The organism is Winogradskyella pacifica (genome assembly GCF_013403915.1).
GTDB classification, from domain to species: domain Bacteria; phylum Bacteroidota; class Bacteroidia; order Flavobacteriales; family Flavobacteriaceae; genus Winogradskyella; species Winogradskyella pacifica.
In genome coordinates this window covers 24644-40871 of record NZ_JABFDI010000018.1, presented here as the reverse complement: position 1 = coordinate 40871, position 16228 = coordinate 24644, and the positions used below count along the sequence as shown (strand labels likewise).

Genomic DNA, 16228 nt, shown 5'->3' with positions numbered 1-16228 from the left:
GCGAATAAGCTTGAAAAATACAACAATTACACCAATTATTCTTCACAGAGCTTTGAGGTTATACTAAATTGAAAGAACTCGAAATTAGATTTTAAATAATAAGGATTGGTGCTTTTAAGTTAATCCGTCAACTTATACCCAAAACCACGGACATTAATAATTTGAATGTTTTCATCTTTACTCAATTGCTTTCGTAATTTACTAATAAAAACATCCATACTTCTAGCGGTGAAAAAGTCGTCTGTTCCCCAAAGTTTATTTAGAATTAAAGAGCGATCTAAAACTTGATTTTTATTTTTAATTAAATGAAATAATAAATGTGATTCTCTATGAGTCAGCTGAATCGATTCGTCATCCTTAAATTTTAATTGCTGTTTTGCTAAATCGAAGGTGAACTCCCCAATAGTTATGATTTCAGTGGTCTTTTGAGTTTTAGTTCTGTCTACCAAATTATGAACTCTAACAATCAACTCTTCAATGCTAAATGGTTTTTTTAGATAATCATTACCACCAATAGAAAAGCCTTCAACCACATCTGCGGTTTGTGACTTGGCTGTTAAAAATATAATAGGAATAGTGTCGTCTATGGCCCTAATCTCTTTAGCTAAAGTGAAACCATCTTTTTTTGGCATCATCACATCTAAGACTAAAATTTCTGGAGCTTCAGATTTATACTTGTCAAAGGCTTTATCTCCGTTTTCGCAAAGAATGACTTCAAAATCTCGTGTTTCAAGACTTTCTTTTATTATTTGTCCTAAAGCGGCTTCGTCTTCAGCCAATAACAATTTGATTTTATGAGCCATTCGGAAGTGTAATTTTAAATGTGGTTAAATTTTTATTAAGTTCTAATGTGATTGAACCATTGTGCTTGTCAATTATAGTTTTGGTGTAATAGAGGCCAATACCAAACCCTTTTACATCGTGGGTATTCCCTTTTGGAACACGATAGAATTTATCGAAAATCTGATGTTTGTTTTCATGAGTTAAGCTGTTGCCATTATCCGAAATTAAAACTTCAAAATTAGTTTTTTTCGTCTTTAATTCAATAGAAATTAGATCTCCTCCATACTTTACAGCATTGTCTAAAATGTTATTTAAAGCATTTTCAATATGAAAGATATCGGCATTAACAATTAAGCTTTCAAGCTGAATATTGGTGTTAAATGTCTTATCAGGAAATTGAATCTTATACTTACTAACCAAAGCATCAAGTAAACTAATGATATTGAAATTTTCTTTATTCAATTCTAAATTACCACTATCTAAAGTAGCGGTTTCTAATAGTTTTTCGACCATAACGTTTAACTTTCCTAATTGCTCGGAAGACATGTTGAGGTATTTTTTAGTTTTGGCTTTATCGTCAATAGCATTAAAATTACTAATGCTTTCTATTGCAGCACTTATAGTAGCTATTGGTGTTTTGAACTCATGAGTAATATTACTGATAAGGTCATTTTTAACTTCGGCGAGTTGCTTCTGATGTTTAATAATTTTTAATAGATAGAATAGACAGCTAATTACGGCTAAAACTAAGAGGGTTGAAATTAAGATTCCTCCAAATATGCGATACAAAATTGTTTTTGTAGTATTTGTAAATAAAATGGTTAAAAAAGTGCCTTTTGGAAGGAATCTAGATTTTGTGTCCGTTTGCAAATAATCATCAGACATGTGATTAGGGTCCAATTCAGCTAAGGATCTGTTTACCATAAAATAATCAACGTTACGTTCGAGGTCTTTATAGTCTAGATAAAAATCGACATTGATATTCTTGCGTTCTAGTTCTATCGCTATTAATTCTTCAACGGCCTTTACATCAAGTGTGTCATTTTTTATCGAAATCATCACTTTAGAGGTCAGGAATTCGGCATTTTTTAAATTGACATCTTTATTGTTACTTTTTAGACTATCTATTTTTAATTTAAATTGATCTGTAGATAAGGATTTTTGTTTTTTATTATGTGCTTCCGACATTGAATCTGCCTTAAATCCTCTAAATACCGTTATGCCTTCAATAGTATTTGTATCTAAAGAATCAAGATTTGTAAACTCTTTATTAGATTCATCAATGTTTTTAAAAAATTTTTCCAGCTCACCACCATCTTCAAAAGCTTTTTTTTGTTGGTCGCCTTCAAGAATAAAACCAAAAGTGGTGCGCTCTGCTAAAGCTGTATAATAATCATCTACCGCTTTATCTAAACTAATTTGAACATCGTTAATCAGCTGCTGTTTATTGGTTTGATAGTTTTTATAGTTCCAATAGACTTGTATGCCAATCGTAGCCATAATTACAGCAATGATGGTGTATAAAATTAGGCGATACCGTTTATCATTCATGTTTCAAATGTATAAAGTTATTATCAAATATAGGTTATCGGTTAACACACGTTAACACTAGTTAACCTAAAAAATCAATTGGTGTTGAGATATTTGTAAGGTATTAATCATAAAACCATAAAAAATGAAATCAAAGATGCGTGACTGTTTTAGTCTAAAAAAAGTGTTGACTTGTTTAGTGATGTTAATTTCTGTTGTTGGATTTAGTCAGTCTAAAGTTGAGGAAGAATCAGTAAAAGTTGATACGTTTAGTATTGAGGTTACCATTGATTCTCCTGAAGAACTAGAATCCACTTTTAAAGCGGAAGATTTAGATGAATTATTTAAAATGATGGATAGCAATGAAGAATTAAGTTTTACCTTAAACTGTAGCTTTTCAGAGGGTAAGGATAATTTAAAAGGTAGCATGACTTATACTGTTTTAGGAAGGGCAAATGAAAAATCAAAATTTCTAAAGAATATTGAAAAAATGAAAGCTACAGCATTGAAATTTTATAATTTAAAAAATAGAAAATAATGACAACAATAACTAGAATTCTAATTTTGATATTAATAGGAGTCGTTTCATCTGTTAACGCACAAGATTTTCAAGGTGTAGCAACTTACAGAACCCATCGCGATTTTGATATAAAAATGGATAGTACCAAAATGAATGATGCGATGCAAAAGCAAATGATGGAAATGATGAAAAAGCAGTTTCAAAAAACATATATCTTAACTTTTGATAAAAGTGCGTCATTATATAAACAAGAGGAAGAATTAGATAAGCCACAAGTTGGAGGAGGTTTTCAGATGTCTTTTGGTGGGGGTGGCTCTGATGTGTTTTATAAAAATGTACAAAATAAAACTTATGTTGACCAAAAAGAGACAATGGGAAAAAAATTTCTGATAAAAGACTCTATTTCTGCAATAGAATGGCAATTAGAATCCGACACCAGACACATTGGTGAATACATGTGTTTTAAAGCAACGTATACAAAACAAGTGCCTAAAGTTAATATGAATTTTAGTAACATTTCAAGTATAGATGATGACAATGAAGAGGAAAAAGAACCCGAAATGGAAGAACGTATTATTACTGCTTGGTACACCCCTCAAATTCCTGTGAGTAATGGTCCTGCAAAATACCAAGGCCTTCCTGGTTTAATTTTAGAGATACACGATGGAAAACTAACGGTTATTTGCAGTAAAATTGTCATTAATCCTGAGGACAAAATTGAGATTGAAGAACCAACGAAAGGAAAAGAAGTGAACCAGAAAGAATATGATGATATTATGGATAAGAAAACCAAAGAAATGATGGAGCGCTACGCACCCAGAAAAGGTGGTAAGAGTGGTGAGGCCATTGAGATACATATTGGTGGGTAGTATGCTTATGGGTTTAAATTCAAAACATTAGGCTGATGCGGATATCTTAAATACACTGTTAATTTTGTGGTAAATTGAAACAAATTGTTTAACATAATTATATATTTGTTAAACAAAATAAGTAAACTTAATTTATTATGAAATCAATTCTATTAAAATTCAGTGTAATTTTCCTTACCATCGGTTTATCAAATGGTTTTACTATAGATGGAGATGAAGATATACAAGACTTTCAAGGTAAAGCCTACTACTTCTCAAAAGCTAAAATGGATTTAGGAACATGGGGCGCGCGCCTAAGCGAAGGTCAGAAAAAGGAGATTGAAGCCCGAATGAAAAATAGATTGCAAAAAAACTATGTTTTAACTTTCAATAGAGAAGCGTCATTTTTTGAAGAAGAAGAACAATTGGATGCGATGTCTGGAGCAACGGATTCTTGGGGGAAAAACTTTACACCTGGTCACCAATATAAAAATGTAAAAACAAATTCACAAGTTCAGAATCAAGAATTCTATGGAAAAAACTTTTTAGTAAAAGATAGCTTGCAGCCTATTGAATGGTTAATGGAAAAAGAAACAAAACAGATAGGAAACTATACATGTTTTAAAGCTACCGCATCAATTCCGACTAATGAGCTAGCTTGGTATAATTTTTCTTGGAACACATTAAACGACGACTTAGATGGTGATACCGAAAAAGAAACTCCAATGACAGCTGTTGAGGCTTGGTATACTCCTCAAATTCCTGTTGGGCATGGTCCATTAGAATATTGGGGTCTTCCAGGATTAATTTTAGAAGTTAGTGCAGGAAATACAACCATGTTATGTTCTAAAATAGTATTGAATCCTAAGGATAAGGTTGAAATTAAAGCTTCCGATAAAGGAACAATAGTAACAAAGCAGGAGTATCAGCATATTATTAGTGAAAAAATGAAAGAGTTTAGAGCCAATAGAGGAGGACGCAGATAATATTAGTTTTCTTAACACAAGTTTAACAAACCTGGACTTAACTTTTCTTCAATTGTGGAGTCTTATGGAAGTAAGATTAACATAATTTGTTATAATATTTAACTAGACTATTTAAAATGAAGAAATTACCATTAAAAATTGCATTACTCTTAACTGTGTTTTTTGCCAGTTCTAATTTGTTTGCTCAAGATTTTCAAGGCAAAGCTTACTACATATCGAAAACGACCATGGATCTCGATCAATTTGGCGGACAAGACATGAGTGCGGAGCGAAAAAAGCAATTTGAAGAACGTATGAAGAGCTTTTTAGAGAAGGAGTACACACTAACGTTTACAAAATCAGAGTCTATTTATAAGGAAGAAGAAAAGTTAGCAGCACCAGGTGGAAGCGGTCGAAGAGGTGGCTTTGGTGCAAGTTTAACCGGAGGTCCAAAATATAAAAATGTTCAAACAAAAGAAGTTATCCAAGATCAGGAGTTTTTTGGGAAGCAGTTTTTAGTTAAAGATGAATTAAAAGATTTAGAATGGAAAATGGGTACGGAAACCAAATTAATTGGTCAATATACCTGTTTTAAAGCTACAGCAACTGTCGTTCCTAGTGGGGTTGACTTTAGTAGTTTTAGAGGACCAAGAGGGAGAAATCAAAATAACGAAGAAAAAGCTAAAGATTCTACAGACTCAAATGAGCCTAAGGCACCAAAAACAATTGAAGTTGTAGCTTGGTACACTCCACAGATTCCTGTAAACCAAGGTCCAGATGATTACTGGGGTTTACCAGGATTAATATTAGAAATAAATGCAGATCGTACAACCATACTTTGTACTAAGATTGTATTAAACCCAAGAGAAAAGGAGTCTATTGATAAGCCTAAAAAAGGACAAGAAGTTACCCAAGCAGAGTACACTGATATCACTACAAAGAAAATGGAAGAAATGCGCGAAATGTATGGTGGACGTAACGGTAGAGGCGGCGGACGCGGAAGAAACTAAGCATATTATAATTAAACTCTAATGAGGCAAAGCGTATAAACTACGTTCTCACTTACCAACCAAAGACATTATTTATATGAAAAATATTTTAGCGCTGCTATTTACTTTAGTAGTTATGAGTTCTTTTGCTCAAATTAAATTGACAGGTATTGTAAAAGATAGCATCGGCTCTCCTTTAGAATTGGCCAATATTATTGCCATTAATAAAGAATCTAATACATTAGAATCTTATGCCATTACTGATGCTAGTGGGAAATATGTGATTTCACTGGGTAAAAATGGAATGTACAATATTCAAGTGAGTTATATCGGTTTAAAATCGGTGGATGAAACTGTAGAAACAAAAGAAGTTGATCTTACAAAAAACTTTAATTTGTATTCTGATAATATGCTCGATGCTGTTGAGTTGACGTATGATATGCCTGTAACAATTAAAGGAGATACCTTAATTTATAATGCAGATTCCTTTAAGAATGGTACAGAGCGGAAGCTTGAAGACGTCTTAAAAAAATTACCTGGTGTAGAAATTACAGCTGAAGGAAAAATTGAAGTAGAAGGTAAAGAGGTCACCAAGCTGATGGTAAATGGTAAAGATTTCTTTGATGGAGACTCAAAACTAGCAACTAAAAATATTCCTTCAAATGCGGTAGATAAAATTCAAGTCTTACGTAATTACGCTGAGGTAGGTCAATTAAGTGGCGTTCAAAATAACCAAGACAACGTTGCTATTAATATTAAATTGAAAGAAGGAAAAGAAAATTTCTGGTTTGGGGATGTTACAGCTGGTGGAGGTGTTGCGCCATCACCAAACGATAATTTGTATCTCGTACAACCAAAACTATTTTACTACAGTCCTAAATACAGTATTAATGTTATTGGTGATATCAATAATATAGGAGAAGTCGCATTAACAGGCCGTGATATTCGTAATTTCGGTGGTGGTTTTAGAAGTCCGAGTTCTAGTAGTGGAACAAGTATTAACCTTGGAGATAATGGATTAAGTGGCTTAACAAATCTTGGAGATGCACAAACGATAGAATCTAAATTAGGAGCTATGAACTTTAGTTATTCTCCAAACGAAGCCTTAGATCTTAGTGGATTTTTAATTTATAATGCAAACCGTTTAAAAACGAGACAAGAAAGTTTTGTGCGTTATACAAATCCAGAATTAGGAATTCCTGATGAAGAAACAGTACAAACAGGAAGAGAAGCTACCAACCAAGGTTTAGCAAAATTAAGTGCGAGCTATAAGCCAAATGCTAATAACCAATTAAACTATGATGTTTTGGGTCGTATTTCTAGCGATTCTGAAATGCAAAATGAATTTTCTACTGTAGTTGGAAATACCAATGAGTTGAATGAAGCAAAACCATTTAGTATTAATCAAAATGTGAATTATTATTACACGCTAAATGAGAAGAATATTTTTGCTTTTGAAGCGCAGCATTTAATTAAAGATGAAGATCCTTTTTACAATGTAATTGGATTAAAAGATGAAGGTGCTTTTGAAACTACAGCAAACAGTTTAGGTTTAAATACAAGTCAGGCTAATTATGATCTTAATCAAGAACGCCGTATTAAATCTAACCAGTTAGATGCTAAATTAGATTATTATAATATCTTAAACTCTAAGAGTAATATCAATTTTACCTTAGGTACTATTTTGAGTAATCAGAAATTCAACTCTAACATTTTTCAGTTTTTAGATGACGGCTCATTTTTTGACCCTACAGCAAACTTAACTAATAAAGAAGGTGACTTGCTAAGAAATGAAAACGATACAGAATATAATTTTAGCGATATTTATCTTGGATTTCATTACAGATTGAAAACAGGGAAATTTACAATTACACCTGGGTTCTCAGTTCACGCTTACGGGAACAAAAACACACAGTTTGGTGAAACTTATGAAGATAACTTCTTTAGAATATTACCAGATTTTGAAACGCAAATTCAATTTAAAAAGAGCGAGAGTTTAACGTTCCGTTATAACATGCAAAACTCATTTACGGATGTTACTAGTTTAGCTGAAGGTTTGGTTTTAAATAATTATAACAGTGTGCAATATGGTGAACCAAACTTACAGAATTCATTATCGCATAACTTAAACTTACGTTACTTTAGTTTTAACTTGTTTAATTACACTAATATATTTGCGTTTATTAATTATAACAAGAATATCGATCAAATAAGATCACTTACTAATTTTGATAATGTGATCAGAACCAATACGTATTTCAATTCAAATTTTGCGGATGAGAGTGTGTCGGCGAGTGGACGTATACAACGTACTTTTGGTAAGTTAAGGGCCAGTATGCGTGTTGGTCTTAATTATAGCAAGAGTAATCAATTTGTACAAGACGTTAGATCTGTAAATGAGACGTTTTCTCAGACATATACGCCAGAATTAAGTACTAACTTTAGAGAGGCGCCAAACGTAACTTTAAAGTATAGATATAGCGTTTCAGATACAAAGCAAGGAGACAATGATACGCAGTTTACCACTAATGCTCCTTCTGTAGAATTTGACGCTTACATCTGGAAGGCTTTAACGTTTAGAACGGATTATTCATACACAAGTCAAAGTAGTAATGTTAGCGATACACAATCGTATCAAACATGGAATGGGAGTTTAGCGTATAGAAAAGATCAAGATGCTAAATGGGAATACCAACTTAGAGCCACCAACTTATTGAATATAGATTCTGAAGTTAATAATGGGTCTAATAATATTTCTGTATATAGTTCAGAAACATTTATTCTACCAAGATTGATTACATTTAGGTTGACGTACACCTTATAGAATATAATTGTAATAATAAAACCTCACATTTTAAAACAAAATGTGAGGCTTTTTTGTTTATGTATTGAGACCCCAAGTGGTCTCTCAGAATTTTAGATTCTTTCTATATGATCTATGTCTCTAAAAAAATAAAACCCTCAACATTTTTAATCATGTTGAGGGTTTTTAAATACGTGTATTTGTAAAATTTAACTTTTAGAAATATCTACTTTTTCAATAACTTTTATAACGTCACCAGCTTCGTTTGTAAGCGATGCTTCAAATGCATTTAATTCTTTTTCAACTTCGACCTGTGTGCCTTCGAAAATAATAACTTCAGATGTTTTCTTTCCTTCTTTAATGGTGGAATAATTAACGGTGGCTTTAGCTAAATCTTTAGAGTCAACAGTCATTTCAATAGAAAAGTTTGTGTCATTATTTGCTAAACCAGTTTCATCAGCATGTCCACCTAAAATAGGGGCAATGACTAAACCAATTAGACAGGTTAACTTAATTAAGATGTTCATTGAAGGTCCAGATGTATCTTTAAAAGGATCTCCAACAGTATCTCCAGTTACTGCAGCTTTGTGAGCTTCAGAACCTTTAAATGTCATTTCACCATTAATTTCAACTCCAGCTTCAAAAGATTTTTTAGCATTATCCCATGCTCCACCAGCATTGTTTTGGAAGATTGCCCAAAGCACACCTGAAACCGTAACACCAGCCATATAACCACCTAACATTTCTGCGATAGCTAAAGGATCCATTCCGAAAATCATAGGAATAAAAGCAATTGCTAATGGGAAACCTATAGTTAATAAACCTGGTAACATCATTTCTTTTAAAGACGCTTCCGTAGAAATCGCCACACACTTATCGTATTCTGGTTTTCCTGTACCTTCCATAATACCTGGAATATCTCTAAACTGACGACGTACTTCCTCAACCATTTCCATAGCTGCTTTTCCTACAGCATTCATTGCTAAAGCAGAGAATACTACTGGCACCATACCACCAACAAATAACATCGCTAAAACTGGTGCTTTAAAGATATTAATTCCATCAATTCCTGTAAACGTAACGTAAGCAGCAAATAAGGCTAATGATGTTAATGCCGCAGAAGCGATAGCAAAACCTTTTCCTGTTGCAGCTGTTGTATTACCAACTGAATCTAATATGTCTGTACGTTCTCTAACGATAGGCTCTTGTTCGCTCATTTCAGCAATTCCACCTGCGTTATCAGATATTGGTCCAAAAGCATCAATCGCTAATTGCATAGCTGTAGTTGCCATCATTGCAGAAGCCGCTAAAGCAACTCCATAGAATCCTGCAAATGCATACGATGCCCAAATAGCTCCAGCAAATAATAATACTGATGGGAATGTAGAAATCATACCTGTCGCTAAACCTGCTATAATGTTCGTTCCTGCTCCAGTACTTGATTGTTGTACAATATTTAAAATTGGTTTTTTACCTAACCCTGTGTAATATTCCGTTACAGAAGAAATAACAGCTCCTACGACTAAACCTACTAAGGTCGCATAGAACACTCGCATTGAAGAAATCTCTTGTAAACCTTCACCAAAGAAATTCATTTGCATCGTTTCTGGTAGCATCCAAGTTACTAATCCGAAACATGCAGCAGCTACTAAGATGATAGACGTCCAGTTTCCAATATTTAAAGCTCCCATAACCTGAGCTTCTTTAGCGTCATTACTTTTTATTTTCACTAACATGGTTCCGATGATAGAAATAATAATTCCTACACCAGCAATTGACATTGGTAAAAGGATTGGTCCAATTCCTCCAAAAGCATCAGAGATTGAGCCACCCATATCTTTAATCACATAGTTACCAAGAACCATTGCAGCTAAAACGGTCGCCACATAAGATCCAAATAAATCGGCTCCCATACCTGCAACATCACCTACATTATCACCTACGTTATCTGCAATTGTAGCAGGATTACGTGGATCATCTTCTGGAATACCAGCTTCAACTTTACCTACTAAATCAGCACCAACATCGGCAGCTTTAGTATAAATACCTCCACCAACTCTAGCGAATAATGCGATTGATTCTGCACCAAGAGAGAAACCAGCAAGAGTTTCTAATACGATGGTCATGTCCATTGTGTTTGTCCATTCACTTCCCATAAAGAACCAAAAGAAGAATATGAAAAATGCTGTTAATCCTAAAACGGCAAGGCCAGCAACACCTAATCCCATTACAGTTCCACCACCAAAAGATACTTTTAGTGCATTTGGTAAACTTGTACGAGCGGCTTGTGTTGTTCTAACATTTGTTTTAGTGGCTATTTTCATTCCGATGTTTCCAGCGAATGCAGAAAATACAGCTCCGAAAATAAAAGCAATTACGATAAGCCAATGCGTTGTTGGTACTATAAATGAAACAATAGCAAGAAGTATACTTACAATAATTACAAAAATAGCGAGTAGTTTATACTCGGCATTTAAGAAGGCGAGGGCTCCTTCGTATATATGATCTGAAATTTCTTTCATTTTGCCATCTCCAGCATCTTGTTTCATAACCCAAGATTGCTTTATTAGCATGTAAATTAAGCCCAAAAGTGCCAAAGCTATTGGCATATAAATCATCATTGACTCCATATTATAATATTTAATTTAGTTAGTTATTAGCTAGGTAAATGTAGTAAAATGAATCATATTTTTACGAAAAAAGCAATATCATTTGAATGATATTGCTTTTTTAATAGTTTTTTACTTAAAAACTTTAGATTCCTGAATAAGGATGTTAAATCGTAAAAGTGCGTTTCTTTTTATGTTCACTTTCATCGTAACGTTGAATACATTCGTGATAAATTTTCACAGCTTCTTCAGCATCTCCCCATCCACCAACATCAACTTTCTTTTTCTCTAAATCTTTGTATACACGGAAAAAGTGCTCAATTTCTTTAAGTCTGTGAGGATTTAAATCACTTATATCTCTATTGTTACTCCAGATAGGATCTGAAACAGGTACACAGATAATTTTTTCATCTGGTCCTTTTTCATCTGTCATATGGAAAACACCAATAGGTCTTACTTCCATAACTACCATTGGGTATGTAGGTTGGTGTCCTAATACTAAAACGTCTAAAGGATCACTATCTAAAGCTAAAGTTTCTGGAATAAAGCCATAATCACCTGGATACATCATAGATGAAAAAAGCATGCGGTCAAATCTTATTTTGTGTAATGTGAAATCGTATTCATATTTATTACGACTTCCTTTAGGTATTTCAATTAGTACATCGAAAGTTAATTCTTCTGATTCTGACATGTTTTAATTTGTATTTGGGAGTTCTAATTTACTTAGAACCATTATTATATTCTCTGTTAAAATTTAAGTTCCGCAAAGATAATATATTGTACGAGTTAGACAATTAATTATTTGTATAGTGGTTTATTGAATTGTTATCAATTTAGACAGTCTTCTTTTCTTGTTCAATTTGTTTCACTAAATTCGTTCAGTCTGTAATGGATACTATAATTATACGTCTTTTAAAAGAGTTATTTAAGTATGAATTTGAACGTAGTAAAGGTCATAAATGAGCACAAGGAAATAATTAAGGTTTCGATGACTTTAAAAGAAGAGTCGCAACGGTTCACAAAACTGCTTTTTAAAGCTTTTTATGATTGTGATACGGATGCCGAATTGGCATTGCAGCAATTGGAAATATTGTTTATTGCGATTAGAAATAGGGCATGTCCGGATATTAAGAATAAGCCTTGTAAACTTTGGAGTGATTTTAAAGAAAACATTCCCGATTTATATTGCAGTTTAAAAAAGGATGCTGAAGCGATTTTTAACAATGACCCAGCATCGAAATCCATAGAAGAAATATATTTAGCTTATCCAGGGTTCTTTGCAATTTCAATTTATAGAATGGCAAGAGTCTTTTTTAAATTGAATCTGCCATTAATACCAAGGTTAATGACCGAGTATGCCCATTCTATTACTGGGATAGATATACATCCTGGTGCCACTATTGGTGACTCTTTTTTTATAGATCATGGTACCGGAGTGGTTATTGGGGAAACTACAGAAATACATAATAACGTTAAGGTGTATCAAGGCGTAACTTTAGGTGCTCTAACGGTTAAAAAGCAGCATCAAAATACGAAGCGTCATCCAACTATTGAGCAAAATGTCACCATATATGCTAATGCAACAATTTTGGGAGGTAATACTATTATTGGAAAAAATAGTGTGATTGGTGGTAACACGTGGTTAACAGAGTCTGTTCCTGAAAACTCTGTAGTAACTCATAAACATCAGGTTGAAATTTTTTCAAAATTAAAAAAGTAATATGAATAAGACCTTAATAGATCGCATTGGAAATACTCCTTTAGTTAAATCAATAGCATTAAATAGCAATCCTAATGTGAGTTTGTATTTTAAACTCGAAGGAAATAATCCTGGAGGTAGCGTAAAGGATAGAGCCGCTTACAATATGATTAAAAGTGCTCTAGACTCTAAACAAATTGATGCATCATCAAAATTAATTGAAGCTACTAGTGGTAACACAGGAATTGCGCTTGCTATGATTGCGAGTATTTATAAGTTGAATATAGAACTTGTAATGCCAGATACAGCCACTAAAGAACGTGTGCAAACGATGCGTGCTTATGGCGCAACAGTTACATTGCATCCTGATGGTATTGAAGGCGCGAGAGACTATGCTATAAACAAGGTTGAAAATGAGGGTTATTTTTCATTCAATCAATTTGGTAATGATGATAATTGGAAAGCACATTACAAAACCACAGGTCCTGAAATTTGGAGAGATACTGAAGGTACAATTACGCATTTTGTGTCTTCAATGGGAACGACAGGAACCATAATGGGAACCTCTACCTTTTTGAAAGAACAAAACGCTGAGGTGAAAATTGTAGGTGTACAACCAACCGATGGCTCTAAAATACCTGGTATTAGAAAATGGCCAATAGAATATTTACCTAAAATATTTGATGCGTCTAAAGTCGATCAAACTATTGAAGTTAGCAAAGATGAAGCTATAGTAATGACACGGCGATTAGCAAAAGAAGAAGGCATACTCGCAGGCATGAGTAGTGGAGGTGCTACAGCTGCAGCTCTAAAATTAGTAGACGGATTAGAGAGCGGAATCGTAGTTTGTATTATTTGCGATAGAGGAGATCGTTATTTATCCTCTGATTTATTTGAGTAAAATTTTAAATACATTTTCTAAAAAAAAAAGGATTTACAAAACGTAAATCCTTTTTTTTTAGAAATAAAACCCAAAACTACCTGTAATACCAAATGGCCTGGCGTCTGGTCGGTCTAAATAATTTCCTCTAAAGTTGAAGTCTAAACGCAACACTTTAAAAATGTTAGCCACACCAAAACTATATTCGTAATACATACGGGTATCTGGGGCGACTAAAGGAATTTCCATTAGATTACCTGTGCTGTTTAAAGTTGCATTTTCAATAGACAATTCTCCCCAAACACCTCTTAATCCTAAAATAGCTCTTAAGTTATATTTTTTTAAGAAGGGAATGCGAGAAAAAATACGACCATTAAAATTATGCTCCAAATGAACAGAACTATACGTGTCTGTAACAAACTCGTAATAATCTAATTGTGTAAACGTATTGTATATTGAAAAATAAGATTGGTTACCAGGAACAACACTCAACAATCCTAAAGGCACTTCTCCAAATGTTTTACCGAGTTCTACAGAGGTAACTAATCTACCAAAACCACCAACTTGCCATGGTTGTATATATGAAAACTGAACTTTGGTATAGTCAAAGTCACTATCAAACCAGTCGCGATCTCCACGACTAACTTGTGCAAAAAGTCTAGCGAAATTATCATTCTTATGTTTTCGTTCGACCCCGAAACCTGTCATTTGACGTTTTGGAAAATAGCCTAAAGATAGTCGCGATTCAAATTGTTTTATTTCAGATGAGACTCCAGATAAAGCTTCCGGGTCATCGTAATCTAAACTAAATGTCGATGAGGCTGAACTTATAGTACGGAAGCTACCGTCTATACGTACTTCAAAATTTCGAGAAGGCTCTATAGAGGCTCCAAAATTAGTCAAATTAATATTTGAAAGCTTATCATTTGTTCCGGTACCAATGACGGCTGATGATGCTAAACTACGACCTAAAACATCTGAAGAACTCGTTAAGCTTGCTCCAATTTGTTCAATATCGCGCCTATTACCTCCAAAAATAGTTAAACGACTGCGTTTGTCTAATAACCACTTCCCAGAAATTCCGTATTTAAATTTATCATCGTTAAAACCATAAGCTAGGAAACCTTCAATTCGCCATAAATCGTTAGGACCAAAGTAAGTTCTTCCGCCTGTTCGTAATCGCACACCTTCAACCTCGTTATAACCAAAGGTTGAAAAAATAGGACCGTAATCGAGATTTAAACTCGGAAATTCTATATAACCCGATCCAAGAATGCTCGCTAAATTATAAATACGTTTAAATTTTTTAACCGTTTTAAGGGTGTCCAACATTTTGTAAACCCCTTTTTCATCTTTACTTAAAGCTTCAAGTCTGTTATTTTGCCAAAAATCATCTTCTCGGTTGTATACATCTTCATCGTAATTATAAACAACCTTATCATAAAACTTAGGATCTTTAGGTTCATCAAATTTATAATTGTCATAGATAGTTGTTCGTTTTCCATAAACACCTCTAGACATTTCCTTTTTATTCATGGCGAAATCCGAAAGGAAATAATCGCGTTTTATAAGAAATACAGAATCGTTTAATACTTCAAACTCTTGTTCTATATAAATTTCCTTAACCCAGTTGATATTAGCGCTTTTTGAGGCTTGAAGATTAATTTCTTTAATAGCATATGTAGAATCATTCACCCAAAAATCACCTTTAAAAGTCAATTCGTTTTTTCGTCTAGGGTAATAAATAATGTTGTAGCACCATTTGTTGTCTATAAAAGCACTATCGGATAATACGTAGTTATAAGTTTGAACTCCTGTTCTGCTTAATGGACTTACAAAGCTTTTATCGAAAAATTTTAAGTAATTATTATAAACATTATATTCAGAATAGAGGTCGTCTATAAAATCTATAATAGTTTGGTTATTGCTGAACCCTGAGTTTTTATTACCTTTTAAATCTTCATGTTCCTTGTTAAGGATATTATCTCCCGATATTTTCTTTACAGATTCATTTAAGAAAATAGGTAAGTAGGTTTTTCCTGTAACATTAGAGGTATCAACTTCATTAAAAACGAATTCCATACCCTTAAAAAGCTTACTTTTTATTAGAGCACTATCAATAGTGTTGAGGTCAAATTCTACTTTTTCGTACTGGTCGTACTCGTATTGCTTAAACTGACTTAAGCCATTTTGGCGTTTGCGTTCCCATATCTTTTTAAGAATTCTAATTGCTGGATTCTCCGATGCTTTTTTGGATTGCTTTCCTGTAACAATAAGTACTTCATCTAGCGATGAGGCTTCCTCCTTAAGAATGAATTTTAAATCGTAACTAACGGGTTTAGTGAGGGGCACTTCTAGGATTTCAAAACCAATAAAAGAAACGATTAAGTTATCCCAACTGTTATCGGATTCTAAATAGAATTTACCGTCTTCATTGGTAATCGTACCTTCTGTAGAACCTTTAAATAATACATTGGCAAATGGAATTGGTACGTTGTTTTCATCAAAAACGTGACCGCTAACTTTGGTCTGAGCCATAGCAGAAAAAATTCCAAGAACAATAAATGGGATAAGTAGTTTTAGTTTCATATTAAAAAAT

At 33.4% G+C, this 16228-nt stretch carries 12 protein-coding genes; 7 read left to right on the top strand and 5 right to left on the bottom strand.

Translation table 11 applies throughout. The features are described from left to right. Nucleotides 1–119: 119 nt before the first annotated feature. Both HM984_RS14600 and HM984_RS14595 read right to left on the bottom strand, forming a co-directional pair. Nucleotides 120–803, bottom strand: a complete 684-nt coding sequence (locus tag HM984_RS14600) for a response regulator transcription factor (protein ID WP_179349683.1) — start codon at nt 801–803, stop codon at nt 120–122. Next, nucleotides 793–2334, bottom strand: coding sequence for a sensor histidine kinase (locus HM984_RS14595; protein WP_179349682.1), 1542 nt, complete (start codon nt 2332–2334; stop codon nt 793–795). The genes HM984_RS14600 and HM984_RS14595 overlap by 11 nt, the downstream gene beginning before the upstream one ends. 124 nt (nt 2335–2458) lie before the next feature. On the opposite strand from HM984_RS14595, the gene HM984_RS14590 reads away from it, so the two are divergent. The 5 genes from HM984_RS14590 to HM984_RS14570 all read left to right on the top strand — a co-directional run bounded on the left by HM984_RS14590 (nt 2459) and on the right by HM984_RS14570 (nt 8459). After that, nucleotides 2459–2851, top strand: a complete 393-nt coding sequence (locus HM984_RS14590; RefSeq protein WP_179349681.1) for a hypothetical protein — start codon at nt 2459–2461, stop codon at nt 2849–2851. Continuing rightward, nucleotides 2851–3702: a GLPGLI family protein gene (locus tag HM984_RS14585; RefSeq protein WP_179349680.1), complete on the top strand. Its 852-nt coding sequence runs from the start codon at nt 2851–2853 to the stop codon at nt 3700–3702. Before HM984_RS14590 ends, HM984_RS14585 begins: the two co-directional genes overlap by 1 nt. 137 nt (nt 3703–3839) lie before the next feature. Further along, nucleotides 3840–4667 (top strand): GLPGLI family protein, encoded by an 828-nt coding sequence (locus HM984_RS14580; RefSeq protein ID WP_179349679.1) that lies wholly within the window; start codon nt 3840–3842, stop codon nt 4665–4667. Nucleotides 4668–4783: 116 nt separating this feature from the next. Further along, the gene (locus HM984_RS14575) at nt 4784–5656 is read left to right on the top strand and encodes a GLPGLI family protein (RefSeq protein ID WP_179349678.1); all 873 of its coding nucleotides are present in this window, start codon (nt 4784–4786) and stop codon (nt 5654–5656) included. A 76-nt stretch (nt 5657–5732) separates the two neighbouring features. After that, a complete protein-coding gene (locus HM984_RS14570) occupies nt 5733–8459 on the top strand; it encodes a TonB-dependent receptor (RefSeq protein WP_179349677.1) in 2727 nt (908 codons plus the stop codon). A 188-nt stretch (nt 8460–8647) separates the two neighbouring features. Here the strand turns inward: HM984_RS14570 and HM984_RS14565 are convergent, their stop codons facing one another. Beyond that, on the bottom strand, nt 8648–11068 hold the full coding sequence (locus HM984_RS14565; RefSeq protein WP_179349676.1) for a sodium-translocating pyrophosphatase: 2421 nt from the start codon (nt 11066–11068) through the stop codon (nt 8648–8650). A 145-nt stretch (nt 11069–11213) separates the two neighbouring features. Further along, on the bottom strand, nt 11214–11741 hold the full coding sequence (locus HM984_RS14560) for an inorganic diphosphatase (protein ID WP_020895505.1): 528 nt from the start codon (nt 11739–11741) through the stop codon (nt 11214–11216). Nucleotides 11742–11981: 240 nt separating this feature from the next. Between HM984_RS14560 and epsC the strand changes: the two genes are divergently transcribed. Beyond that, the gene (gene epsC, locus HM984_RS14555; protein ID WP_115812196.1) at nt 11982–12770 is read left to right on the top strand and encodes a serine O-acetyltransferase EpsC; all 789 of its coding nucleotides are present in this window, start codon (nt 11982–11984) and stop codon (nt 12768–12770) included. Nucleotide 12771: 1 nt separating this feature from the next. Beyond that, complete coding sequence (gene cysM, locus HM984_RS14550; RefSeq protein ID WP_179349675.1) at nt 12772–13650, top strand: cysteine synthase CysM; 879 nt, start codon at nt 12772–12774, stop codon at nt 13648–13650. Nucleotides 13651–13707: 57 nt separating this feature from the next. On the opposite strand, the gene HM984_RS14545 is transcribed toward cysM, so the two are convergent. Then, on the bottom strand, nt 13708–16218 hold the full coding sequence (locus HM984_RS14545) for a DUF5686 and carboxypeptidase-like regulatory domain-containing protein (RefSeq protein WP_179349674.1): 2511 nt from the start codon (nt 16216–16218) through the stop codon (nt 13708–13710). Nucleotides 16219–16228: the final 10 nt, after the last annotated feature.

What these genes read in the sequence shown, in the direction of transcription:
- HM984_RS14595 (WP_179349682.1), bottom strand. Translation starts at nt 2,334, where the DNA reads ATGAATGATAAACGGTATCGCCTAATTTTATACACCATCATTGCTGTA.
- HM984_RS14545 (WP_179349674.1), bottom strand. Translation starts at nt 16,218, where the DNA reads ATGAAACTAAAACTACTTATCCCATTTATTGTTCTTGGAATTTTTTCT.
- HM984_RS14570 (WP_179349677.1), top strand. Translation starts at nt 5,733, where the DNA reads ATGAAAAATATTTTAGCGCTGCTATTTACTTTAGTAGTTATGAGTTCT.
- HM984_RS14580 (WP_179349679.1), top strand. Translation starts at nt 3,840, where the DNA reads ATGAAATCAATTCTATTAAAATTCAGTGTAATTTTCCTTACCATCGGT.
- HM984_RS14585 (WP_179349680.1), top strand. Translation starts at nt 2,851, where the DNA reads ATGACAACAATAACTAGAATTCTAATTTTGATATTAATAGGAGTCGTT.
- HM984_RS14600 (WP_179349683.1), bottom strand. Translation starts at nt 803, where the DNA reads ATGGCTCATAAAATCAAATTGTTATTGGCTGAAGACGAAGCCGCTTTA.
- HM984_RS14590 (WP_179349681.1), top strand. Translation starts at nt 2,459, where the DNA reads ATGAAATCAAAGATGCGTGACTGTTTTAGTCTAAAAAAAGTGTTGACT.
- epsC (WP_115812196.1), top strand. Translation starts at nt 11,982, where the DNA reads ATGAATTTGAACGTAGTAAAGGTCATAAATGAGCACAAGGAAATAATT.
- HM984_RS14575 (WP_179349678.1), top strand. Translation starts at nt 4,784, where the DNA reads ATGAAGAAATTACCATTAAAAATTGCATTACTCTTAACTGTGTTTTTT.
- HM984_RS14560 (WP_020895505.1), bottom strand. Translation starts at nt 11,741, where the DNA reads ATGTCAGAATCAGAAGAATTAACTTTCGATGTACTAATTGAAATACCT.
- cysM (WP_179349675.1), top strand. Translation starts at nt 12,772, where the DNA reads ATGAATAAGACCTTAATAGATCGCATTGGAAATACTCCTTTAGTTAAA.
- HM984_RS14565 (WP_179349676.1), bottom strand. Translation starts at nt 11,068, where the DNA reads ATGGAGTCAATGATGATTTATATGCCAATAGCTTTGGCACTTTTGGGC.